Here is a 21,986-nt window from a genome sequence, read left to right on the forward strand (position 1 = left end):
ACATTTACACCAAGGATCTCTTGACGGGACAGATTAAATTGGGTCGGCTGTTGCGCTACTTCAGCATTTCTTCGGTTCAAACTCGATATGAAGCTCTTTGAGTGAACGCAGCAGAAAGTGTGGGTGGAAAGCGAAGTCATTCTTGCCTTCCGCAAACCACATGTCTTCAAACTTCTCGATCACTGCGGTGAAGCCCCAGATAAGTTCGCGTCTTGCCAATGGTGCACCAAGACAATGATGTACGCCGGAACCAAAGGCGACATGGGAACCTGGTTTTGCACGATCCAGATTCAGTTTCTCCGGGTATTCGAACTGTCCGTCATCCCGATTTGCAGCAGCAAAACGGATGTTGATTAGCGACCCTGCCGGAATTCTGGTTCCTTGAATTTCTGTCTCTTCGGCTACAAAGCGCATTAGGCTTTGAACTGGCGATTCCAGGCGCAACACTTCCTCTATGAAGACCTTCATATATTTATCTGGATCGGATTTCAGTTGATGCCAGACATCCTTATTCTCGATTAGCAACTTCATACCTGCGGATATCGCATTGGTCGTGGTCTCACTGCCGCCAACAAAAGTGTCTGCCATCATTTCGGCATGCAGCTCATTGTCAGTCAGAGTTCGGCCCCACCCCTCAATCTCTGTATTCACAAGTGCACACAGCAAACCGTCATTTGGATTTTTGCGCAATTCTTCGAAAATAGGTTGGAAATAATGCTGACCTTCAATCTCGCGATCAACCATTTCCAGTTCAGCTTCTTCATCCAGCATCATCGAAATGCGGCGGAAGAAGGCATCAGTCCAGCCTTTGATTTTCCACATATCTTCGCGCTTGGCACCCATTTGCTCGCCGATAATGTAAAGCGGCAGGGGCACGGAGAATTGCTTCACCCAATTGCAATGGCCATCGTCGATAAAATCGTCGATCAATTCAAACGCAAGTTTCTCAACAAACGGGTCCATTTCTTTGATCCGCGCTGGCCGGAAAGCCTCGTTAAACATCGCACGCATTTGTTTGTGACCGGGATCATCGCGATTGCCCAACGTGGGTTCGGGAACCCAGCCTTTTTCTGCAAAGCGCGCTGCGACTTTCTTTTGCCGTTCGACATTGCCCGTCTTCATCCGATAAGCGGTACCCTCAGCACCGCTTCGAAAAGTATGTGGGTCCATTAATATCGCCCGCACATCTTCGTATCGCGAAACAACGTATATGTCGGTGCCGGGTTGCTTGAAAACCGGAGCCTCTTCGCGCAGTTTTTGATAGGCGCCATAGGGACATTGCTGGGTTTCAACATCGAACAGATTGACTTGCGGTTGAGCTGTACTAACCATTTCCTATCTCCCCAATTTTTAACGAACGTGGACGGCCTCTTCTCCCCAAGGCGCGATTGGATTGTCCGTATCTTGAAAAGCGGCCGGTAGCTCTTCTACCATTTTCCATGTTGCGGCGAGTCTTCCAAAGCCAACGAAGAAAGCCACGGTCATTCCTAGTTCGACAATCTGTGCTTCACTAAAATGTTCGCGCAGCTCGTCGTGCATGGCGTCATTGATTGCCAGATGATCAGTAGCGAACAATTCGCCATATCGGATAGCAACCTTTTCCGCATCGCTGAGATTCTCAGCTTCCGCAGGTTTCTCCAGCGAGCATACCAGATCTTCATTCAATCCATCCGCCAGTGCATCGCTATAACGGATAGCCATGCATGATCGGCATTGATTGAAAAATGCAACGCGCAGCCTCACCAGTTCCACCAATCTATCCGGAAGCGATCGATTTATTTTGAGCGCTCCGCCAAAGCCCATCAAACCCAGGGCCTGTTCCGGACAATGGGCGAAGAACCGGGTCAGACCTTGCTCTAGATCGGTTGCTTCTTCCGGCTTAACTGCAGCGACAATACGGGGATCCCATTGGTCGGCTGGTAGTTTTTCTATGCGGCTCATCTGCGCCTCTCCCTATCCTCTCCAATTTATCAATGGAGCTTCGAGTAAGAATGCTCTTTTATGCTGACTAAACAACTGACGAAATAAACAAGCAGGTCAGGAGGACAGTGTGGCCGAAGAAAGTGCATCACCCATGCAATGTCCACACACGCCTGATGATGTGGATCTATTCGGGCCAGGTGCTCCGGAACAATGGTATAGCGCTTATGATATACTGCATCAGCAAGCACCGGTAATGCGAATTTCCGGCGAAGGCCTGACACCCGACAAAGACGCATATATCCTTTCCAAACATGCGGATATTTCACGGGTAGTAAAGGATTGGGAGCGTTTTCCACCAACACTGGCTTTATTGGTTAAACAGATTCAAGCGGAGGGGAAGCTTCCGCAGGAAATGCCTGGTCTGGACGCAATGATTATTTCCATCTGCTCGCTCCGCCCTACTCCAGAGCTTTGGCGCTCGCACAGACAGGAGTTGACTGATCCTTGGGTTGGGCCTGGTGCTGGGCGCAATAGGGATATGATAGCGAGCCATGTAGATCATCTGATCAATCAATGGATTGATGATGGTGAATTGAATTTCGTCAAGCAATTTGCTCGCCCGTTGCCGCAAAGAACTATGGCATCGGTATTGGGTTTTCCAATGGAAGATACGCCGCAACTAGAGAAATGGGGAAATGCGCAAGTGTTGGCCTTCGTGCACGGTTGCGGGCATAATAATAGGCTGACTGAGGAGCAGACAGCAGAGAAATCGCGACTGCTCGACGGCTTTGGCGAATATGTGCGTCAGAAAACGAGTGAGAAGCGTGCCAATCCACAGGATGATATGATCTCCTTCTTGACGCAGGTGCACTATAAGGCACTTGATCGGAAACTGAGTGACGATGAGATAAACGGTGTTGTTTACGCCATGCTCATCGGGGGGCTGGAGACCACTCAATATGCGCTTGCCGAACAAGCGCAGCTTATCTGCGAACGGCCGGGACTGTTTCAGGAGCTCAAACAGGATCGCAGCCTAATCCGTACCTTCATCGAGGAGGGTATGCGGCTGCGTTCTCCCACCCAAGGCCTGTCGACGCGTATCACCAGTCAAAATGAGGTTTTCCAGGGCGTGGAAGTGCCTGCTGGATCGACGCTTCATCTGCGGTGGGCAGCAGCCAATATCGATCCCGATGAATTTGAAGACGCGAAGACGTTGAAGCTCGACCGCAAGGCTGCAACGCGCCACCTTGCCTTTTCTGCCGGCCCGCGTGTTTGTCCTGGCGCAGGGTTATCACGGTTGGAGCAGACAATTGCTTGGAACCATCTGCTCGATCGGTTGGATGATATCGAATATGGCCCGGACAATGATTTTCTGCATCAACCTGGCATCATGCTCGGTACTCTCAAACTCAATCTGACATTCACCAAAGCTTAGGAGCACTCCATGACCACATTGCTGGCGCATATCCGGATCAAGCCCGATAAGCTCGAAAAATTCGAAGCGATTACGCAGGATATGGTCAAACAGACGCTGGAAACCGAGACCGGTGTCACGCGCTATGAATATTGGAAGGGGCAGGAAGAAAACTTCTTCTATTGCCTGCTGTCGTTCGCGGACAAATGGGCCTTTTACCGCCACCAGATGTCCGACCATCACGAAGGGCATGATTTTGCCGATGTAATTGCCGATATCAAACTGGAATATGTCGATCCGGTCGAAGGCGCAGGGGGCGGATTGGTGCACACGGCCGATCCTGTTTTGACCGATGACATGGAAGAGGATCTACGGATTGCTCAAGAACGTTATCCCATAGAAATCGCCAGCTGGTGGACCGGAAGGAAATAAAGTTATGCCTGACCCGATAGCAGTCATCACCGGCGGCGCAGTCGGCATAGGACAAGCAATAGCCAAAGCAGTTGGTGAACGCGGAGGGCGCATCTTTAACATTGATCATGATGCGTCGGGAAATGAAGAGACTGATAAGTTGGTTGCCGACGCTGGCGGGCATTGTACCAGCTTTACGGCCAATGCCGGCGATCCCGGCGCGGTGCGAGAGATATTCGATCAGATTGAAAGCGAAGTCGATCATATCGACTTGCTCGTGAACAACAGTGCGATCTGGAATGATAGTTCGCTCACCGGCGGGGATTATCATAGCCAGGTCAAAGCCTTTCAGACCGCGATAGATTCATGCCTTCATGCGGCCTTTTGCTGCACGATGGCTGCCATTCCTTTGCTGGGAAAGGCAAATAATCCCGTCATCATCAATATGAATACCGAGCATATGAATGAAGAGCGCTACCTGTCTTATATTGTCGGTTCAACCGGCTATGATTGCGCGAAATTTGGCCTTTGGCGGTTAACCCAGACTTGGGCGGCGGAACTGAAAAGCAGCGGGATACGTGTGAATGAGCTGTGCTTCGGTGCAGTCGATACGCCGATGTTAAGGGCGGTATCACCAGAGAAGGCAGAAGCGGGTATGAAGCCCCATGATCTGGCAACAGCGGTGTTTAGGATCGTTAATCAAGGTCCAGCCGGCGCAACCGGTCAATCATATTTTTTTGGTTTCAGCGGAACGACAAGAGAAGAGAGCTTGAAACAATTGGCTGCGCTTGAAGTTATTGGAGGTTGATTCGGTTCATTGACTCTTCGGGGCAACATCGTGTGCATTCTCCAGCATAAAGCAAAGGCCATCTGCAGCAGCCTATCAGGCTCAGCTTCTGGCTCCCGACAACCTCTCTTCTACAATCGATGAAACACAGCCTGCTCACCTTACCGGACGCAAACTCTCCCGCATAGGAAGTCTGCCGCTTTGCAGCACCGATCACCGCGCGTTACTCGGTTCCAAGTGACTCCAAAATCACTAGTATCAAGAAGTGCATCTGGTGCCAGCGTTTCGATCCATCGAGATCATCGGTCATTTTAGATCAGTATCGCTACTGACAAATGGACTCTGGTTGCGAACACATGGATGGGTCACATGCTAACCTACCGGAATATAGGGACTATTTTCAGGATAGCCTGCGAAATTCGGAGACACTGAAAAAACGGGAAAAAAGTGGTGCCCGAAGGCGGATTCGAACCACCGACACAGCGATTTTCAGTCGCTTGCTCTACCAACTGAGCTATTCGGGCAACGGGCAGGAACAATGATCCTGCCGATTTAGAAGCGCCGCTATAGGCGGGGCTTGCATGGGTTGTCTACCCTAAAAATTGCCGTTTTTTCTGGCGGCTTCATGACTCTCCATCACGGCCTGCATCTCCCGAAAAATGATCCGCCAATTGATCAGGTGAAACAGGTGCTCCAGGGACCTTATAACCCTCCCCCAACCATTGCAGCAGATCACGATCTTTACAGCCCGCGCTGCAGAAAGGCGTGAAGTCCTGGGACTTTGCTTTGCCGCATACCGGACATTTGGGGGCGAGCGTGCTGGCCAACGTCTATCCCTGGCCAATCAGGTTGGGAAAGACCGCGAAAACGAAGATCATGGCTACAGCGAGCGGCGCCAGCCAGGCAATCAGGAAGCGCCACAATCCGAACATCGTGCCTTCCAGACCGGTTTCTTCTTTGACAAGCTTCTTATCAGCGCGCCAACCAATGAAGACTGCTGTCAGGAATGCCGTCACCGGAAGCAATATTTTCGAAACCAGATCGTCAATCGCATCGAAGATATTCTTTTCCTCGAAAAGCGGAATGAAGCCAAGCGGGCGGATGTCACTCCAGACATTCAGGGACAAGGCACAGGCGACACCGATCAGGAATATGACCCCGCCAACCAGCCAGGCAGCGAAGGCTCTGCTCCATTCAAACCGGCGCATCGCCCAGGCGACCACGCCTTCCAGTAGCGATATCGAACTGGTGAGCGCGGCGAAAAATATCAGCACGAAGAACAAAAAACCGACCAATGACCCGGCTGGCATATTGTGAAAGGCTATCGGGAGGGATTGGAATACCAATGTCGGACCGGCCGCTGCATCCAGGCCGACGGCGAAAACAATTGGGAAAATCATCAGACCGGCGAGAAGCGCCACGCCGGTATCAGCAAAGGCGATCATACCTGCCGTGGGTGCCAGATTGGTTTCCCTGGACACATAGCCGCCATAGGTGATCAGCGCCGCCGAAGCGACACTCATGGAGAACAGCGCCTGCCCTAGTGCATCATTCACAACTGATGGTGATAGTTTTGAAAAATCGGGGTTGAACAAGAAGGATACGGCCTTGCCAAATTCGCCCGTAAATGCGCCATAGAGCGTGATCAGGATGAGAAGCACGAAGAAGGTCGGCATCAGATAGGTTGCCGCTTTCTCGATACCGTCTGTCACACCGCGCGCAACAATCCAGATCGTAATAATCATGAACAATGTATGCATGCCAAGCAGCATGGGAATGTCGGAGAAAAGGTCAGTCATCCGGCTGGGGATAGTTTCCGGATTTTCGCTGGCCAGGGCGCCCGCGAACGGGTTACCCGAGAATATCGCCCCCAGAAAATCGGCGCTCATTACGCCGACATAGTACATGACCCAACCGGCAACGACGCTGTAAAAGGTGAGGATCAGAAAGGCGTTTAATATCCCGATACCGCCAAATATGCCCCAATTTTTACTGCGGCCTGAATCCTCAGCCACTTTCACCACGCTATGATAAGCGTCGCTACGGCCGTGTCGGCCAATCAGGATTTCAGAAAGAACCATCGGAAGGCCGATAAGAATGATACAGCCAATATAGACAAGTACGAACGCGCCGCCGCCATTTTCACCGGCAAGAGTGGGAAACCGCCAGATATTTCCAAGGCCAACTGCCGCGCCGACCGCCGCCAGCACAAAGGCCCATCTCGACGACCAGCCTTCTCCACCCGGTGCTACTGAACCTGCCATAATACTTCCCCTATATACTACGCGCGCCGTCTGAGCGGCCTGAATGCTTGTACCTAGCCTCTCATCAACATCGGGCCAAGTGGTTTTCCAGCGAATATGTGAACATGGAGGTGCGGTACTTCCTGATGTCCGTCATGGCCAATATTGGCGAGCAAGCGATAACCGGGCTCGACCATTCCAGCTTCCCGTGCAACATGGCCGACCGCACGAACAAACCCGGCGATTTCAGTCTCACCGGCCGTAGCCGAAAAATCATCCCAGCTGACATATTTGCCTTTGGGGATCACCAGAATGTGGCGCGGTGCCTGCGGGTTGATGTCGTGAAAAGCCAGTGCATGTTCATCTTCGTAAACCGTCCGGTTCGGGATTTCTCCGCGCAAGATTTTGGCGAAAATATTCTCGTCATCATAAGGCTGGGTTGCATCGATCGCCATGGTTCAGTCCTTTCTTGAAGCTTTTTCAGCAATGCCGGACAGGCCTTCGCGGCGAGCAAGTTCGGCCAGCACATCATCAACAGACAGGCCCATATCGGCCAGCAACACCATCAGGTGAAACAGTATATCGGCCGCCTCGCCTGTCATTCCCGCTGCATCACCCTGCACCGCTGCGATAACCGCTTCTACTGCTTCCTCACCCAGTTTCTCCGCCATCTTCGCGCGCCCTTTTGCGCGCAGGCTGGCAACATAACTGTCTTCGGGATCTGCATCCCGGCGTTGGTGGATGGTCGCTTCCAGCTTGTGCAATATATCATTCATGAATGCCCGTTTGCGCGAGCAATGGGACAGGCGTCAAGTCTTTGAAAGACTGTAGGCCATATTACCCATAAGAAAGGGCCGTCTAATCCCCCGATGACGGCCCTTCCATGGTGCAGCAAGATCAGAGATCTGCGCATCCATTCGGTGACGAACTTTACAATTTCTTGCGTTTCTTGCGCGCCGCCATGCGTCCGGCAACCAGACCAGCAACGCCGAGTGCCAGCATGACCATGTTGGACGGCTCAGGCACTGTTATACCGCCAGATGATGAGCCGTTTGACGATGAACCAGTTGACGTCGAGCTGCTAGACGTACTGCTGGTCGATGTGCTTGTCGTCCCACCGTAGCTCGATGAACCCCAGCCGCCGGAAGAACCCCAACCGGAAGAGCCCCAGCCAGAACTGCTCCATCCTGATGATCCCCAAACAGAACCGCCCCAACTGCCAGATGTACTCCAGCCGCCATGCGACGTTCCATGATGAGGATACCATGTTGCGTTGGCTGGAACCGCGGCCGAAGCGCCGATCATGGCGATTCCGGTTAATATGGTCAGTTTTGCAAGTTTCATAACGTACCCTTGGGGATATGGCAGAAAATCATTATATTTGATGGATTGGTGAAGCAATATTCCTGCCAATCACGGGATTTCCGCCTCGCAAGTCGGTGACAGTGGTTAACGGCTTTTTCGCGCGCTGAAAAATGTAAGTTAAGTCGACATTAACCTTGAAGATAGTTGTCCCATAACGGGACAAAGCATCAGTCGAACTGGGCGCTAAATACAAGAGGTAAGGCTGTTCAGCCTCCCCTCATCGGTTATTCCGAGAGCAGAAATCCTGCGCTGAATGCGGCATTGAGTCTGTTTATTTGTTCTTACGCCGACGCCGATACAATCGCCCTGCTGCAAGACCGCCAGCGCCTAGACCAAAGAGAATCATCACGCCCGGTGCGGGAACAGGAGTCCCACCGGTTGATCCGCCAGGGTGTCCACCAGTTGATCCGCCAGAACTCGAGGAACTGCTGGATGACGAACTGCTGCTGGAACTTGAGCTGGAAGAGCTGCTCGATCCACCAAAGCTGGATGAGCCGCCGGTAGATGTTGATACGCCGCCGGTCGAAGTGGAAACACCTCCTGTTGACGTGGAAACTCCGCCTGTTGAGGTGGAAACACCGCCTGAAGAGGTCGAAATTGCGCCGGATGATGTTGACGTTGAGCCGCCGGTTGACGTGCTGGAGAAACCGCCGCTCGACGTGGAGGTGGAACCACCACTGGTCGAAGTGCTTCCACCGGTGGAAGTAGAGGTGGAGCCGCCACTGGTTGACGATCCACCGGACGATGTTGAAGTGGACCCGCCGGTGCTGGTGGAACTGAAGCTGCCGGAGCTACCCGAACTGCCTGAACTGCCACCATAGCTAGATGATCCGCCGCGCTTCCCGCCCTGCGATTGCGCGTCCTTCGATTGGGTTGGATAGATAGCATGGGCCGGGACGGCTGCCACCGCCAGTGCCGATACTGTGCCAATAATTGCAATGCGAACAATCTTCATCTCATCCCTCATTTCGCCCGACGGGCCTTTCCGATTTCAAACAGAAATTTGACCGCGATGAACGGAGAACGCGAACAAATAGTTTAAAAAACGTTAATGAGAAAACAAGATTAATATTCTGTAAAAATAGATGGTTAACAGAAGGTTTTTTCATTCTGTCTCATCTTGAACCAAGTTGAGATAATGTCTTAACTGCTACGGCGCGCCGGCAGCCCTGCTGCACGAAGCGCATCATGTGCTTCTGAAATACTATGCTGGCCAAAGTGAAAAATCGAGGCGGCCAGAACCGCATTGGCACCGCCCTTTGTGACACCTTCCACCATATGATCAAGCGTTCCCACACCACCGCTGGCAACGACCGGGATAGCAACCGCATCAGAAATAGCACGGGTCAGCGACAGGTCATAACCGTTACGAGTGCCATCACGGTCCATCGATGTGACAAGCAACTCCCCTGCCCCCAATTCCGCCATGCGCACGGCATGTTCCAAGGCATCAATCCCGGTTGGCGTGCGGCCACCATGAGTGAAGATTTCCCAGCGCCCTTCTTCAACGCAGCGCGCATCTATCGAGGCGACCATGCACTGGCTGCCAAAACGGCCCGCTATGTCGCTGACCACTTCAGGGCGAGACACAGCGGCACTGTTAACCGCGACCTTGTCTGCTCCAGCCATCAACAGCGCGCGGGCATCGTTCGCCGTTCTGACGCCGCCGCCCACAGTAACCGGCATGAAACAGACTTCTGCGGTCCGCCGTACCACATCGATAATCGTGTCACGATTCTCATGACTGGCACCAATATCGAGAAAACAAAGCTCATCCGCGCCGGCTGCATCATAGGCTCGTGCCTGCTCCACCGGATCACCGGCATCTTTAAGATCAACAAAATTGACGCCTTTGACCACGCGGCCATCGGCGACATCCAGACAGGGTATGATACGGATACGGACGGTCATGCTTATCGGTTCGCCATCGCGATTGCGGTGGCCAGATCAAGCCGCCCATCGTAAAGCGCCCGGCCCGTAATCACGCCTTCAATACCGTCTTGGGTAAACTGGCTGAGCATATGAATGTCATCCAGTCCTTTGACGCCGCCACTGGCAATCACCGGAATATCAACCGCGCGGGCCAGATCAACCGTTGCTTCAATATTGCAGCCGGTGAGCAGGCCATCGCGACCGACATCGGTGAACAACAGAGAGGCCACTCCGGCATCCTCGAACCGCCGCGCCATATCGATCACGCTGACTTCTGACACATCGGCCCACCCTTCGGTCGCGACCATACCTTCACGGGCGTCGACAGCCACGACGATGCCACCTTCATATTCTTTCGCCATATCGCGAACAAATTCCGGATCCTTCAGTGCCGCCGTGCCGATGACCAATCGCGCCACACCCAGTTCAAACCAGCGTTCGACGGTTTCCCGGTTTCTTATACCGCCGCCCAGCTGCACATAGCCTGGGAAGCTGGCAATAATGGCTTCGACGGCTTCAGCATTGCGCGGAGATCCTGCGAAAGCGCCGTCCAGATCAACGACATGGATATGCTCAGCCCCAGCAGTGGCGAACAGACCCGCTTGCTCCGCCGGATTATCGCCATAGACGGTCGCGCGATCCATATCACCCTCGGCCAAGCGAACGACTTCGCCGGATTTCAGGTCAATGGCAGGAAAAACGATCATGGTTTCCACTCCAAAAAGCGTGTGAGGAAAGCCAGCCCGTAGGCTTGGCTTTTTTCCGGGTGAAATTGCACCCCGACAATATTGTCACGGCCAATGGCAGAAACCAGCTTTTTGCCATGAAAGGTGGTTGCAAAAATATCGTCCGCATCTGCCGCATCAAAATGATAGCCATGAAGATAGTAAGCCTCTCCGGCTTCCAGCAGGTCATGGCCGGTCGTAGGCGTGACATCATTCCAGCCCATATGCGGGATTTTGATATCCGCGGATGCTGCTTCGATGGCATGTACCGTACCGCTGATCCAACCTAGTCCCTGATGCTCCCCAAATTCTATGCCTTTATCGGCGAGCAATTGCATCCCGACACAGATGCCGAGAAATGGCACACCTTCCTGCCGGACCCGTTGATCGAGAGCCGCGATCATTCCGTCGATACCCGCCAAGGCATCGCGGCACGCGCCAAAGGCGCCCACACCGGGCAGAACAATGCGATCAGCCGCAGCAACCACATCCGGATCAGCGGTTACGACCACCCCGGATGCACCGGTTGCGATCAACGCATTGTGCACACTGTGTAAGTTACCGGCGCCATAGTCGACTAGAGCAATTTTTTCAGCCATCTCAGTAACCCGTCATCCCAGCGAAAGCTGGGATCTCCTATAGGTTGCGAGCAATTTGACTAAGATTCCAGCTTCTGCTGGAATGACGATGAGACTAACCACCAAGCTGCCCTTTGGTCGAAGGAATAGCGTCGCCTTTGCGCGGATCACGCTCAACCGCCTGGCGCATCGCACGGGCAAAGCCCTTGAAGATGCTCTCGGCTATATGGTGGTTATTCTCCCCATAGAGCAGCTCGATATGCAATGTGATACCCGCAGCATCGGCAACACTGTGAAACCAATGTTTAAACAGCTCCGTGTCCATTTCACCCAGCCGTTCCTGTGTGAATCCGGCCTTCCAGACCAGCCAGGGGCGTCCTGAGATATCCAGCGCGACACGGCTCAATGTCTCGTCCATCGGTGAATAGGTGCTGCCGTAACGCACGATGCCAGCCTTGTCGCCCAGAGCCTGGCCAATGGCTTGCCCAACCGCAATAGCGCTGTCTTCGGTGGTGTGATGCTGGTCGACATGGAGGTCACCTTTGACCCTAAGCGTCAAATCTATGAGCGAATGGCGGGAAAATTGCTCGATCATATGGTCGAGAAAACCGATGCCGGTCGACACGTCATATTGGCCAGTTCCGTCGAGATTTAGCTCTACAAAAATCTCTGTTTCCTTGGTGTTTCGCTCTATTGTCGCTGTTCTCATGGTTGATGCCTATAAAGGCTGTATTTCATCAGGCAAGAATTTCACTGCAAAATCAGAAATATCACAGTTGACGAAAATTGTTCAAATCCCCTTGACCCTGCCACCTGTTCGCGCCACCAAGTATCTATGAATGACAGTGCCCCCGATAGTCTGATTCCTTATGATGAGATTGTGCAGGAAGCCCTGCGCGCCGTTGTTGGCCGGGTTCTCGGTGAAGTAGAGACCAATGGTCTTCCCGGAGAACATCATTTCTACATCACGTTCAAGACCCGTGCACCGGGCGTCGATATCCCCGATCACCTGATTGCGAAATTTCCAGACGAAATGACGATTGTACTGCAAAATCGCTACTGGGATCTGTCGGTTAGCGAAGACCGGTTTGAAGTGGGCCTTAGCTTTAACCAGATCAGCTCGATGCTGCATATTCCGTTCGCTGCGATTACCTCATTTGTTGATCCTGCTGTCGATTTTGCTCTGCAATTTCAAGTGGATGAGGTCGAAGGCGATCTTGACAGCCATGAACCCGCACAAAATGACGGGGATCAGGAAGCGATCGAGACAGTCGATGATGGTTCCAACGTTGTAACGGTGGATTTCGGCAAGAAGAAGTGATCGCCTGATGCGAGGCCCTTCTCCAAAGACCACCCGCACAGAAACCGATAGCATTGGTCCGATAGAAGTCCCGCAGGATGCCTATTGGGGTGCGCAAACGCAGCGCAGTATCGAGAATTTTCCATTCCCTCGCCATGAACGTATGCCGATCCGCCTGATACATGCGCTGGCAACGGTCAAACAGGCAGCGGCGCGCGTAAATGGCATTCATGGACTCGACCCGGAAATTGCTGGCGCAATTGCAAAAGCGGCCGAAGAAGTGCGCTCGGGTGCTTTCGATACACAATTTCCGCTAACAATCTGGCAAACTGGATCCGGCACCCAGACAAACATGAACGTCAACGAAGTGATTGCGGGCATCGCAAATGAAAGCCTGACCGGGATCCGCGGCGGCAAAGACCCGGTACATCCTAACGATCACGTCAATCGCGGGCAATCTTCCAATGACAGCTTTCCAACCGCCATGCATGTCGCGGCCGCGCGCGCGTTGGAGGTTGAGCTGTTTCCGGCGCTGGAGCAATTACATGATGCATTGGCGGAAAAAGCACAGAACTGGAAGGCAATCGTAAAAATTGGCCGGACCCATTTGCAAGATGCGACGCCACTGACGCTGGGCCAAGAATTTTCCGGCTATGCCGCACAATTACTGGCTGCGCGCGACCGCATCGAGGCGGTCTTGCCGCGACTCTATCAACTCGCGCAGGGCGGGACCGCAGTGGGTACTGGTCTCAACGCTCCGGAAAATTTCGGAGCACATATTGCTCGAGAAATAGCGAAGATCACCGGATTGAAGTTTACCTCCGCGCAGAATAAATTTGCCGAACTGGCTGCGCATGACACGATGGTCGAACTGTCAGGCGCACTCAATACGCTCGCTGTATCGCTCACCAAGATTGCCAATGACATCCGCCTGCTCGGCTCTGGCCCCCGATCCGGTCTCGGCGAACTTATCCTGCCAGCCAATGAACCCGGCAGCTCGATCATGCCGGGTAAGGTCAATCCAACCCAATGCGAAATGCTGACTATGGTGGCGGCGCAAGTGATCGGCAATCATCAGGCTGTGACTGTCGGTGGAATGCAGGGTCATCTGGAGCTCAACGTGTTCAAACCGATGATCGGCGCCAACGTCCTGCGCTCGATAGAGATTGCGTCGATTGGCATGTCGAGTTTTGCTGCACGCTGCGTCGACGGGCTGGAAGCCAATGACGCCCGCATTGCCGAACTTGTCGATCAATCATTAATGCTGGTTACCGCGCTTGCGCCGGTTATCGGCTATGACAACGCGTCCAAAATCGCCAAACATGCGCATGAAACAGGCATGACCCTGCGCGAGGCTGCCCTGAAATTGGGACTAGTCGACCCCCAAACCTATGACGCCCATGTTAAACCGGATAATATGGTATAAGTTATTGCGATATAACAATAAACGATAGTTTCAGGGCGTACGCATTGACGTCTTCGCGTGCGAATTCAACTCCAGCTCTGTCGATTTCAAGGTCCGCTGGTGGTCGGGATCCAAACCCCGTGCCATGGATGAAAGCCACGATAATGGTATCCGTACGATCAGACGCGCACCGGAAGAAGCGGGTATCGAAATTCCCTTTCCTTATGTTACACATACATTCAAGGAACCTGTACCACTCGCAGCAAAGGACTAGAAATCATGTCGCTCATTCGCAATGTCGCCACCGCCATTGTTGGCAATGAGGCGCGAAAGCGTGGAAAAGGTAATGGCTTGCTGGGCTTCGGTGTAGGTATATTAGCAGCGCGTATCGCTACCAGATCGCTACCAGGCGCGCTGCTGGTCGGTGGTGCAATGGTTGCCAAAGCGCTCTACGACCGGTCCAAGGAAGAGGATGAGCAACTTCCTGCTTCTGATCAGGTGATCGACATAGTGGGTACACCCGCACCGACCGAACCAGTGGAAAGCTAGACTATCGACATCTTTCAGCTGCTAAACATACCCAGACATTTAAAGAGATTTCAGGCGTAGCCAACCTTCACATTCGCCTTACGCTGACGGCGGCGCGTTGTTCTCAGAGCACCGCCAATGGCACCAAAGCCGAATATCATGAATGCCCAGACAGCGGGTTCCGGAACGGCGGTAGCATTGGCGAATGCCAACGTCCCGGAATAAGAACCAGTCCCGCCAGAGGTGCCCGTGACGATAAGCGTTTGCAGGCCTCCCGGTATCAGCAAATCTTCTATGCTGCGAAACTCAATCCTGCCAGCCTGGACCAGATCAAATTCTGTACCGTTGATGGTCACAGAGGAAAAATCGATATTGCTCGAAGGATCGGAAGACGCGATTGACGAAATCGTCGCTGACAACAGTCCCGGTGATACGCCAGTGTCAAAAATAAACTCGTCAGAAAATGTATCAGCCGTTACGTCATCATTCCCAAACACGCCATCGCTGCCATCAAAGTCCAGAAAAACCGCAGCGTTAGCCGAACCAGGAACAGCCAAAGCCAACATTGGTGCAATGGCAAGCGTACAAGAAAAACCACGTTTCATTACAATCTCTCCCACAAAGGGTAAAAAGACTGCCCCACGCGAATCTTTTACAGTAAATCAATATATTACAACAGCGGGTTTATTGTAATTTCGTCGTCCTAATTGCACGTACTGGCAATATAATATGCAGAAAGACGCTGTAGTCGAAAGGCTATGCTGCGCCCTGCCAGACCTTGATCGCCTCAACCGGGAAGGTCAGCATTAAGACATTGAGCGTAAGATTGTCGCGGATGGCATAGAGGGCCAGCAGTTCAAAAATCACTGCTACCGCCACTGTCCCCATCACCGGCATGCGCCGCGCCGCGAAAAAACCCAGCGTCATCCAGCCGATATCGGCCATCGAATTGATAATACTGTCCCCTGCATAGCCAAAGGCAAAGGTTGCCTCGCGATAACGGTTGATGATCAGAGGTGAGTTTTCCAGAATTTCCCAAAAACCCTCGATGAATACCGCCAAGCATAGTGCCAGTCCCAACCGAGCCGCCTCCGGCTGTTTGCGAAACAGCCAATAGCCAAGCCCATAAAACAGAAAGCCGTGGATGATATGGCTGAACGTATACCAGTCGGCCAGATGCTGGCTATTCTCTGCCGACTGTACCGCACCATGCCAAAGCTTCACCGTTCCGCACTCACAAATTGGTGGCCGATCCATCCCAAACAATATCGCCAGTGTGAGTATCGCCAAACCGACTGCGGCCAGTGCATGATTGCGTGATAATATCTTCATATACCCCCCAAAGATTGACGAGCAATTCAGCAGCATGGTCGGACAATTGCAAGCAGCATCCTCACCACGTCAAATTGACCGAAAGGCCACAGCAAAATGGAGCCCGCCAATATTCTGGACTTTCCGTGGCACCAAGACAATGAAGCGGGGCTGAAGACTCTATTCCAAATGTCCATCAATTCCCGAACATCCACGCAGGCGTTATTTAAAAACAGCTGCTATATTCTTGATCAACCGTTCCATCACCGGGTCAGGATAACCTTCGTCCCGGCGGACAATCCACATTTCGAAGGCGAGACCATCAACCGGGCCGAAGACCTCGGCCAAATGCTGCTCTTGCCGGCCAATAAACCTGGGCAGCAAGGCCAACGCCTCATTATGACGTGTCGCATCAAGAACAAGAGCCGTCGAATTCATCCGGAATCTAATCTGCTCTTCACCGATATTCTCGGTGATCCAGCGCGCACTTTGTAACTGCGCGTTCGCCCGCGAATGGGCTATCCATGCATAGCCACGCAGGGCATCAAGACTATTAATCTCCCTGTCGCTGAAAAATGTCTTCGCGCCAAAGACCGAAAACATACCATATTTATCGGAATGCAGTCGACGCGCCTTGAGCTGTCCAGACTCGGGACGCTTGTTGCGTAGCGCCAGGTCGGCCTCACCGCTGCTTACATTAACCATCGCATTTGTTGGCCTGAGCTCAATATCCACACTGCCAAGGCCTTTTTGCAGCTGCCCTAGATATTTGGACAAATAGCCGCCGATCAACTCTCCGCAGGTCACAATGATCTGGCGGCGTGTTGAACGCGCACCAATGACCGCCCTGTCCCAACTGCGCCCAGCTTGTGCCATCTCCATAGCGGGCCCACGTAAGCCCTCCCCCAGCGGCGTCAGCGTTGTGCCTTCGCGGCCACGGATGAACAGCGCACTGCCCAATTCAGCTTCAAGAGCCTTTACTCGCCGACTTATAGTCGCTTGTGTCGTGCCCAATTCCCGTGCTGCTGCGGAAAAGCTGCCATGCTCAATCACCGCATGAAACCAGTGTATGTCCGACCAATTTGCCAACAGCAGGTCTCCTTTTCACCCATGTGCCATACAAATTTGTATGGGTCGATGCAATCACGGAGAATTTCAAACCGATCAGACGCACGGCATCTTGAGATCATCAATCAACACGAAAGGATGAATCGATGACAAATCTCAAAAACAAAATCGCTCTGGTTACTGGCGGCAGCCGCAGCCTTGGTCGTAATGCTGCGCAACATCTAGCCGACGACGCTGCCGACGTAATCATCACCTATGTTAGAAACGAAGCAGCTGCCAAAGAAACGGTTGAGGATCTGCAAAACCGCGGTGTTCGTGCTGCGGCAATCCAAGTTGATTTAACCGGGGTTGCCAGCCTGCAGGATTTCCAACAGGCATTCATCAACCAGCTTTCCGCATGGGGCACCGACAAGTTTGACATATTGGTGAACAACGCAGGAATCGCTAGCGAGCATTCCTTCGGTGCCATTCCAGAGGAAGAACTGGACCAGCTTTATGATACCAATTTCAAAAGCCTGGTGATGCTCACCCAGAACCTGGAACCGCTCATAAACGATGGCGGCCGGATCATCACTATGGGAACAGGTCTGACCCGGGTCGTATCTTCGCCGATGGTCGTTTACGCAGCAATGAAGGCCGCTGTTGAGACGTTTACGCGCTATCTGGCCACCGATCTCGGCAAACGCGCCATCACCGTGAACGTCCTCGCGCCCGGTGCTATTGATAATGATTTCAATGCCGATCGCTTTGAGAAAGCACCGGCGGCACGGGACTATCTGGCGAGCCAAACCGCACTCGGCCGGATCGGCAGGACAGAGGATATCGGTCCCATCACCGCGTTTCTTGCCTCTGACGATGCCGGATGGATCAGCGGCCAGCGAATTGAAGCAAGCGGCGGATTCAGAATGTAATATCCTCTGCATCACAACGAGAACGCCTCGATTTCGTCGAGGCGTTCTCGATTTGAATAGAATGGGCACCGCATTTAGCTGCTTCGATAACGCACAAAAAGCGCTGGAATCTAGTATTCAGCTTTGTGAAAGCAGAAGCAAAGCGATAGCATCATAGTATCACGAAAGTAGACGGTCGCCAAAAAACGTTCGCAACACTGCATAAGGAAAGTCGGGCATTCAACTTAGCCTTTAATTTAGCCTTGCGCCGTTCCAATAGATGGTCGCCAGCTGAATCAGTGCTTGTCGATTTGTCAGAGTGAGTTTCGCAACCCGATTACACGCTTGTGCAAAACAGTCTGCAACCGTTCGCCGCATGATACGCTCGGATTACCCGCACAACCAACAGAGTCGTTGGCAGTGTTCATGTACCAGCAAGGATAGTCTGAACACTAAGGTTTTCATGCCGCGCATCTTGTATAGCGAGATGAAGGGGATTGAAGCTGCCCGATACGCCACACGGGTGGTCGGAAGAAAGCCACGAAATCCGCACCGCTGGCTCGATAATTTGAAGGAGCAGACCAATGAAAAATATTACCAAAAGTACAAGAATCACCTTTCTTCTTGCCACGGTTGCAATATTGGCACCGAGCGGTGTTTATGCGCAGATGCAAGACCAGGATGAAGTCGACATTACCGTAACCGGCTTGCCTCCGGCTGACCTGTCAGGACTTCCTGAAGGACCAGATGTCCAAGGCTTTATTTCCGCGCGTAAAGCAGACCGGATGCAAGTCACGAGCGACGACGGCTCCAACACCGCAGTCATCGTTGCTGAAGCTACCGAAATCAAAGCAAGCAAGGGCTTTCTGGGCCTCGGTCGTAGCAAACTTGGAACCGATTCACTGCTTAACGGCCTGCCCGTTACGGTCAAAACCGTACAATGGGGAGAAGGCCTGGTAGCGAGCAGAATCAGTCTTCGTAATAACGATCTCAAGACCGCCAGCATGATCCGCAACGGCACGGCCCAAGGCTTTGCAGAGCAAACGGCTGCGACCGAAGCACTGCGCGGCCGCGTTGGTGATATCGACAAGTATAATATCAGAGGCACGACAAATGTGTACTTCGATACCGGCAAGTGGAGACTGACTCAGCAGGCCGAGCAAGAGCTTTGCCAAACGGCAGCACAGGCTGAATCGATGGAAAATGCCCTGTTGCTGGTTGTTGGCTATACCGATTCCGTCGGAAGCCAGGAGTATAATCAGGTCCTCAGCGAAAGGCGAGCGGGCCGCGTCGTCAATCATATTCAGCAAGCCTGCGGTTGGAAACCCTATCGCATGTTGACACCGACCGGAATGGCCGAAGCAGACCCAATGGCGGATAATACGACCAGAGAAGGCAAGGCGCAGAACCGCCGCGTTGCCGTGAACATCATGGTCAGCAAGAGTGTTGAGGGCCTGTGACCCGCGCGGGGTGGGCGCTCTGCCCGCTCCGAGTATTGCGGTCAGGAACACCCCACCAGGTTTGACCTGATTTCAAACGCGACCGCGTCCACTAAAACATGAAATGGGATGGGCAGCATGTGCGAAAGCAGCTGCCCATCCCATTTATCTTTTAATTCTCGACCAATATATTGGGTATCCCCGACAAGGGCTGCCCTGCCCCGATCGGACACATCCGATTATCTAAGTCCACAGCTCCCAAAACCATAGCCCATCGCAACAGTCCGATCAGAACTGACCAGCGACGCACGGTCCCACCATTTTCTATTGGCTGATAATGTCAAACATGGTTATGCGAACAGACATAATCTGTCGGGGGGCATTATGTGTGGGCGCAAATATGCGAGCGAAGAACTGACGTGGGCAGAATATCGCGAGATGCTCAGCATCATCCAGCCGACATCCAATCTGCAACCCAATTATAATATCGCGCCAACCCATATCATGCCCGTCTGTGTCTGGGAAAGCGGACGCGCGTCTTTGAAGCCCATGCAATGGGGTCTGATTCCGACTTGGGCCAAAGATACCAAGCGATCCTACGCCATGACCAATGCCCGGTCAGAAACACTGAAAGAAAAGCCATCCTTCAGAAACCTTCTCAAATCATGTCGCTGTGCTGTTCTGGTATCCGGCTTTTACGAGTGGAAGCGTGATGGCAAGCAAAAGCAGGCCCACAAGGTTCAGCGCAGCGACGGGAAACCGATGATTCTGGCCGGTCTTTGGGCCGATAATCCAGTATTGGAAACCACGACCTATACCGTTGTGACCACCGATGCGACGCAGTCCTTTGCGCCCATCCACAATCGCTTGCCAGCAATTTTGGAACCTGACCAGGTACAGACCTGGTTGGCGGGCCAGTGGAGCGAAGCGGGAGCCATGTTAAAACCCTATGCTGGCGAGATTGAAGCAGTGCCCGTGTCCAACGATGTAGGTAATGTCAGGAACAATCATCCTGAGCTTCTGAAGCCGGTGTGAGTGATCGGTGGAGTGGCGCCGGCTTTTCAGTGCGGAAGAATCAACCAACCTGCATCTTTCTGGCTGGCTATTGTGTTGTTTATGAAACCAATTATAAAAACCAGTTCCAGCAGGCACAGCATGCGCCTGAGATACAACGAAGAGGTTCTGGTCATGCATATCACGCGCACACTTTCTTTTGCTATATCATTGGCAATTTTATCCGGAACTGCATCGGCGCAGGAAACACCCCAAAGATCACAAATTACAATGGGCAATGGCACGGCCAACGCGATCCAGGTGAAAGGCTTAAGCCGCCAGAACGAAGAAACGGTCGTTTCAGAAGTCCGCGTCGATGGAACGAACGTATCGACCTTGCGCGCAAACACGACCGCTATCACCTTCCCTGAAGTGATGATCGAAAAGGCGGGTTGGCTTGTCCTTCACCCGGTTATCGATGGACGGCCCGACGGCGATATCGTTTCCGGCTTCGCATATTTGAATCAAGGCCAGAGCGAGAACGTAAAAGTCCAGATACAGCATCCTGCTAGTGCCGGGGACAAGTTTTTGGTCATGCTGCACGGTGATGTTGATCAAGACCGCGTATTTGACTTTGTTTTCGTTGAAGATGGAATTAATGTTGAAGATACTGCCGTTTTTGAAGGCAATCGCATGATCGCCCATATGATCAGCCTGCCCGAGTAGGGGACCCATTCATCCTTTTGGATTTGGTCGCTGGCTTTAACAGGCGTTGTCCGCTTCTGCATCCGATGCAAAACCCCACAGCATATCCTACCATCAGAGCAAACCGATCCCGGCCCCATTAACACCATTGCCCCGGTCGTCCTCAGCGCCTAATTGTCGCTTCATGAGTATTTTCAAGCCGCACCAGTCTGCCTTGCCGTTGATCGCGTTCGCCGCGTTGATGGTTACTTCTCCGCTTGCTGGTTGCAAGCGCGTACCTGATGTCGATGCTGATCGACCAGAAACAGCCCGTGCCTATCCTCCGGCATCACGGCCCGTTTCTGATCTGGCGGGCAATCAATGGTCAACCGAAACAGCGCGTGACAAAGTTGGGGAGGCAGAAGAAATAATGGCAGCGGCCGGACTGAAGCCCGGTATGACCGTTGCCGACATTGGTGCAGGCGAAGGTTATTACACCGTAAGACTGGCTGATCGAGTCGGCGAAGATGGCCGGGTATTGGCGCAGGATATCGATGAGGAAGCAATTAAACGACTGGCCGATCGGGTTGCTCGCGATACGCTTGATAATGTCTCGATTAAGCTGGGCGCGCCCGATGATCCGCGCTTGCCAGAGAATAGCTTTGACCGTGTGTTTCTGGTCCACATGTATCACGAGGTTCGCGAACCTTATGCATTTCTCTCACGTCTTCGTCCCGCCATTCGCGAGGATCAGAATGGTGGTAGCTATGATGGTGGTGAAGTCATTGTGGTCGATGTCGACCGGCCCTTTTCGCAGCATGGCATCCGGCCGAAACAGTTATTTTGCGAGTTTGAAGCCGTCGGCTATCAGCTGATCGGATATATGGAGCGCCCGGAACTGGGCGGCTATTTCGCGCGCTTCCGGCCGTTAGGCAAGGCGCCCTTGCCGGGTAAAATTAAACCTTGCGAATTAGAACAGTAATCAGACCC

Annotated in this window: 26 protein-coding genes, 1 tRNA gene and 1 pseudogene; 13 read left to right on the top strand and 15 right to left on the bottom strand. The window is 52.8% G+C overall.

Annotation, left to right across the window (positions count from 1 at the left end; genetic code table 11):
* Nucleotides 1-60: 60 nt before the first annotated feature.
* Both DG177_RS05385 and DG177_RS05390 read right to left on the bottom strand, forming a co-directional pair.
* On the bottom strand, nt 61-1,332 hold the full coding sequence (locus DG177_RS05385; RefSeq protein WP_108810551.1) for a cytochrome P450: 1,272 nt from the start codon (nt 1,330-1,332) through the stop codon (nt 61-63).
* 18 nt (nt 1,333-1,350) lie between these two features.
* On the bottom strand, nt 1,351-1,941 hold the full coding sequence (locus tag DG177_RS05390; RefSeq protein ID WP_337658539.1) for a carboxymuconolactone decarboxylase family protein: 591 nt from the start codon (nt 1,939-1,941) through the stop codon (nt 1,351-1,353).
* Between the two features lie 109 nt (nt 1,942-2,050).
* Here DG177_RS05390 and DG177_RS05395 point away from each other — a divergent pair, with 109 nt between their 5' ends.
* Genes DG177_RS05395 through DG177_RS05405 form a run of 3 tightly spaced genes read left to right on the top strand, consistent with a single transcriptional unit; the run spans nt 2,051 to nt 4,556 of the window.
* On the top strand, nt 2,051-3,358 hold the full coding sequence (locus tag DG177_RS05395) for a cytochrome P450 (RefSeq protein ID WP_337658540.1): 1,308 nt from the start codon (nt 2,051-2,053) through the stop codon (nt 3,356-3,358).
* A 9-nt stretch (nt 3,359-3,367) separates the two neighbouring features.
* A complete protein-coding gene (locus DG177_RS05400) occupies nt 3,368-3,769 on the top strand; it encodes an antibiotic biosynthesis monooxygenase (protein ID WP_108810552.1) in 402 nt (133 codons plus the stop codon).
* Nucleotides 3,770-3,773: 4 nt separating this feature from the next.
* Complete coding sequence (locus tag DG177_RS05405; protein ID WP_108810553.1) at nt 3,774-4,556, top strand: SDR family NAD(P)-dependent oxidoreductase; 783 nt, start codon at nt 3,774-3,776, stop codon at nt 4,554-4,556.
* Nucleotides 4,557-4,983: 427 nt separating this feature from the next.
* Here the strand turns inward: DG177_RS05405 and DG177_RS05410 are convergent.
* The 6 genes from DG177_RS05410 to DG177_RS05435 form a co-directional block, all read right to left on the bottom strand.
* Nucleotides 4,984-5,059: transfer RNA gene (locus tag DG177_RS05410), tRNA-Phe, on the bottom strand.
* A gap of 99 nt (nt 5,060-5,158) precedes the next feature.
* Nucleotides 5,159-5,362 carry a DNA gyrase inhibitor YacG gene (locus DG177_RS05415; protein WP_108810554.1) on the bottom strand — a complete coding sequence of 68 codons (204 nt, stop codon included), beginning with the start codon at nt 5,360-5,362 and terminating at the stop codon, nt 5,159-5,161.
* Nucleotides 5,363-5,365: 3 nt separating this feature from the next.
* Nucleotides 5,366-6,799 (bottom strand): sodium-dependent transporter, encoded by a 1,434-nt coding sequence (locus tag DG177_RS05420; protein WP_108810555.1) that lies wholly within the window; start codon nt 6,797-6,799, stop codon nt 5,366-5,368.
* Nucleotides 6,800-6,852: 53 nt separating this feature from the next.
* Nucleotides 6,853-7,233 (bottom strand): HIT domain-containing protein, encoded by a 381-nt coding sequence (locus DG177_RS05425; protein ID WP_108810556.1) that lies wholly within the window; start codon nt 7,231-7,233, stop codon nt 6,853-6,855.
* A gap of 3 nt (nt 7,234-7,236) precedes the next feature.
* On the bottom strand, nt 7,237-7,554 hold the full coding sequence (locus tag DG177_RS05430; protein WP_108810557.1) for a phosphoribosyl-ATP diphosphatase: 318 nt from the start codon (nt 7,552-7,554) through the stop codon (nt 7,237-7,239).
* Nucleotides 7,555-7,708: 154 nt separating this feature from the next.
* Nucleotides 7,709-8,122 carry a PEP-CTERM sorting domain-containing protein gene (locus DG177_RS05435; protein ID WP_108812797.1) on the bottom strand — a complete coding sequence of 138 codons (414 nt, stop codon included), beginning with the start codon at nt 8,120-8,122 and terminating at the stop codon, nt 7,709-7,711.
* Between the two features lie 296 nt (nt 8,123-8,418).
* Here DG177_RS05435 and DG177_RS05440 point away from each other — a divergent pair, with 296 nt between their 5' ends.
* Nucleotides 8,419-8,964 carry a hypothetical protein gene (locus tag DG177_RS05440; RefSeq protein ID WP_108810558.1) on the top strand — a complete coding sequence of 182 codons (546 nt, stop codon included), beginning with the start codon at nt 8,419-8,421 and terminating at the stop codon, nt 8,962-8,964.
* 322 nt (nt 8,965-9,286) lie between these two features.
* Here the strand turns inward: DG177_RS05440 and hisF are convergent, their stop codons facing one another.
* From hisF to hisB, 4 genes are all read right to left on the bottom strand, one after another.
* Nucleotides 9,287-10,054, bottom strand: coding sequence for an imidazole glycerol phosphate synthase subunit HisF (gene hisF / locus DG177_RS05445; protein ID WP_108810559.1), 768 nt, complete (start codon nt 10,052-10,054; stop codon nt 9,287-9,289).
* Nucleotides 10,055-10,056: 2 nt separating this feature from the next.
* Nucleotides 10,057-10,782, bottom strand: coding sequence for a 1-(5-phosphoribosyl)-5-[(5-phosphoribosylamino)methylideneamino]imidazole-4-carboxamide isomerase (gene hisA, locus DG177_RS05450; RefSeq protein WP_108810560.1), 726 nt, complete (start codon nt 10,780-10,782; stop codon nt 10,057-10,059).
* Nucleotides 10,779-11,399, bottom strand: a complete 621-nt coding sequence (hisH, locus tag DG177_RS05455; RefSeq protein WP_108810561.1) for an imidazole glycerol phosphate synthase subunit HisH — start codon at nt 11,397-11,399, stop codon at nt 10,779-10,781. The genes hisA and hisH overlap by 4 nt, the downstream gene beginning before the upstream one ends.
* Nucleotides 11,400-11,493: 94 nt before the next feature.
* Nucleotides 11,494-12,087: an imidazoleglycerol-phosphate dehydratase HisB gene (gene hisB / locus DG177_RS05460; protein ID WP_108810562.1), complete on the bottom strand. Its 594-nt coding sequence runs from the start codon at nt 12,085-12,087 to the stop codon at nt 11,494-11,496.
* A gap of 126 nt (nt 12,088-12,213) precedes the next feature.
* Here hisB and DG177_RS05465 point away from each other — a divergent pair, with 126 nt between their 5' ends.
* The 4 genes and pseudogenes from DG177_RS05465 to DG177_RS05480 all read left to right on the top strand — a co-directional run bounded on the left by DG177_RS05465 (nt 12,214) and on the right by DG177_RS05480 (nt 14,632).
* Entirely contained in the window at nt 12,214-12,699 is a 486-nt protein-coding gene (locus tag DG177_RS05465) for a ClpXP protease specificity-enhancing factor SspB (protein ID WP_108810563.1), read from the top strand.
* Between the two features lie 7 nt (nt 12,700-12,706).
* A complete protein-coding gene (fumC, locus tag DG177_RS05470) occupies nt 12,707-14,104 on the top strand; it encodes a class II fumarate hydratase (RefSeq protein WP_108810564.1) in 1,398 nt (465 codons plus the stop codon).
* Nucleotides 14,105-14,147: 43 nt separating this feature from the next.
* Nucleotides 14,148-14,357: pseudogene (locus DG177_RS17865) on the top strand (mechanosensitive ion channel family protein); the annotation flags it as partial.
* 5 nt (nt 14,358-14,362) lie between these two features.
* Nucleotides 14,363-14,632: a hypothetical protein gene (locus DG177_RS05480; RefSeq protein ID WP_108810565.1), complete on the top strand. Its 270-nt coding sequence runs from the start codon at nt 14,363-14,365 to the stop codon at nt 14,630-14,632.
* Nucleotides 14,633-14,682: 50 nt separating this feature from the next.
* Here DG177_RS05480 and DG177_RS05485 read toward each other — a convergent pair whose 3' ends face one another.
* The 3 genes from DG177_RS05485 to DG177_RS05495 all read right to left on the bottom strand — a co-directional run bounded on the left by DG177_RS05485 (nt 14,683) and on the right by DG177_RS05495 (nt 17,011).
* The gene (locus DG177_RS05485; protein ID WP_108810566.1) at nt 14,683-15,216 is read right to left on the bottom strand and encodes an FxDxF family PEP-CTERM protein; all 534 of its coding nucleotides are present in this window, start codon (nt 15,214-15,216) and stop codon (nt 14,683-14,685) included.
* A gap of 151 nt (nt 15,217-15,367) precedes the next feature.
* Nucleotides 15,368-15,943 carry a DUF2585 family protein gene (locus tag DG177_RS05490; protein ID WP_108810567.1) on the bottom strand — a complete coding sequence of 192 codons (576 nt, stop codon included), beginning with the start codon at nt 15,941-15,943 and terminating at the stop codon, nt 15,368-15,370.
* Nucleotides 15,944-16,144: 201 nt separating this feature from the next.
* Nucleotides 16,145-17,011, bottom strand: coding sequence for a LysR family transcriptional regulator (locus tag DG177_RS05495; protein ID WP_108810568.1), 867 nt, complete (start codon nt 17,009-17,011; stop codon nt 16,145-16,147).
* 125 nt (nt 17,012-17,136) lie between these two features.
* Here DG177_RS05495 and DG177_RS05500 point away from each other — a divergent pair, with 125 nt between their 5' ends.
* The 5 genes from DG177_RS05500 (at nt 17,137) to DG177_RS05520 (ending at nt 21,978) form a co-directional block, all read left to right on the top strand.
* On the top strand, nt 17,137-17,901 hold the full coding sequence (locus tag DG177_RS05500; RefSeq protein WP_108810569.1) for an SDR family oxidoreductase: 765 nt from the start codon (nt 17,137-17,139) through the stop codon (nt 17,899-17,901).
* A gap of 563 nt (nt 17,902-18,464) precedes the next feature.
* On the top strand, nt 18,465-19,340 hold the full coding sequence (locus DG177_RS05505; protein ID WP_108810570.1) for an OmpA family protein: 876 nt from the start codon (nt 18,465-18,467) through the stop codon (nt 19,338-19,340).
* A 363-nt stretch (nt 19,341-19,703) separates the two neighbouring features.
* Complete coding sequence (locus DG177_RS05510; RefSeq protein WP_108810571.1) at nt 19,704-20,354, top strand: SOS response-associated peptidase family protein; 651 nt, start codon at nt 19,704-19,706, stop codon at nt 20,352-20,354.
* 120 nt (nt 20,355-20,474) lie between these two features.
* Complete coding sequence (locus DG177_RS05515) at nt 20,475-21,038, top strand: DUF7282 domain-containing protein (protein WP_337658542.1); 564 nt, start codon at nt 20,475-20,477, stop codon at nt 21,036-21,038.
* A 163-nt stretch (nt 21,039-21,201) separates the two neighbouring features.
* A complete protein-coding gene (locus DG177_RS05520) occupies nt 21,202-21,978 on the top strand; it encodes a class I SAM-dependent methyltransferase (protein WP_443216407.1) in 777 nt (258 codons plus the stop codon).
* Nucleotides 21,979-21,986 lie beyond the last annotated feature (8 nt).

Origin of the sequence: Sphingorhabdus sp. Alg231-15 (genome assembly GCF_900149705.1) — a bacterium.
GTDB lineage: Bacteria > Pseudomonadota > Alphaproteobacteria > Sphingomonadales > Sphingomonadaceae > Parasphingorhabdus.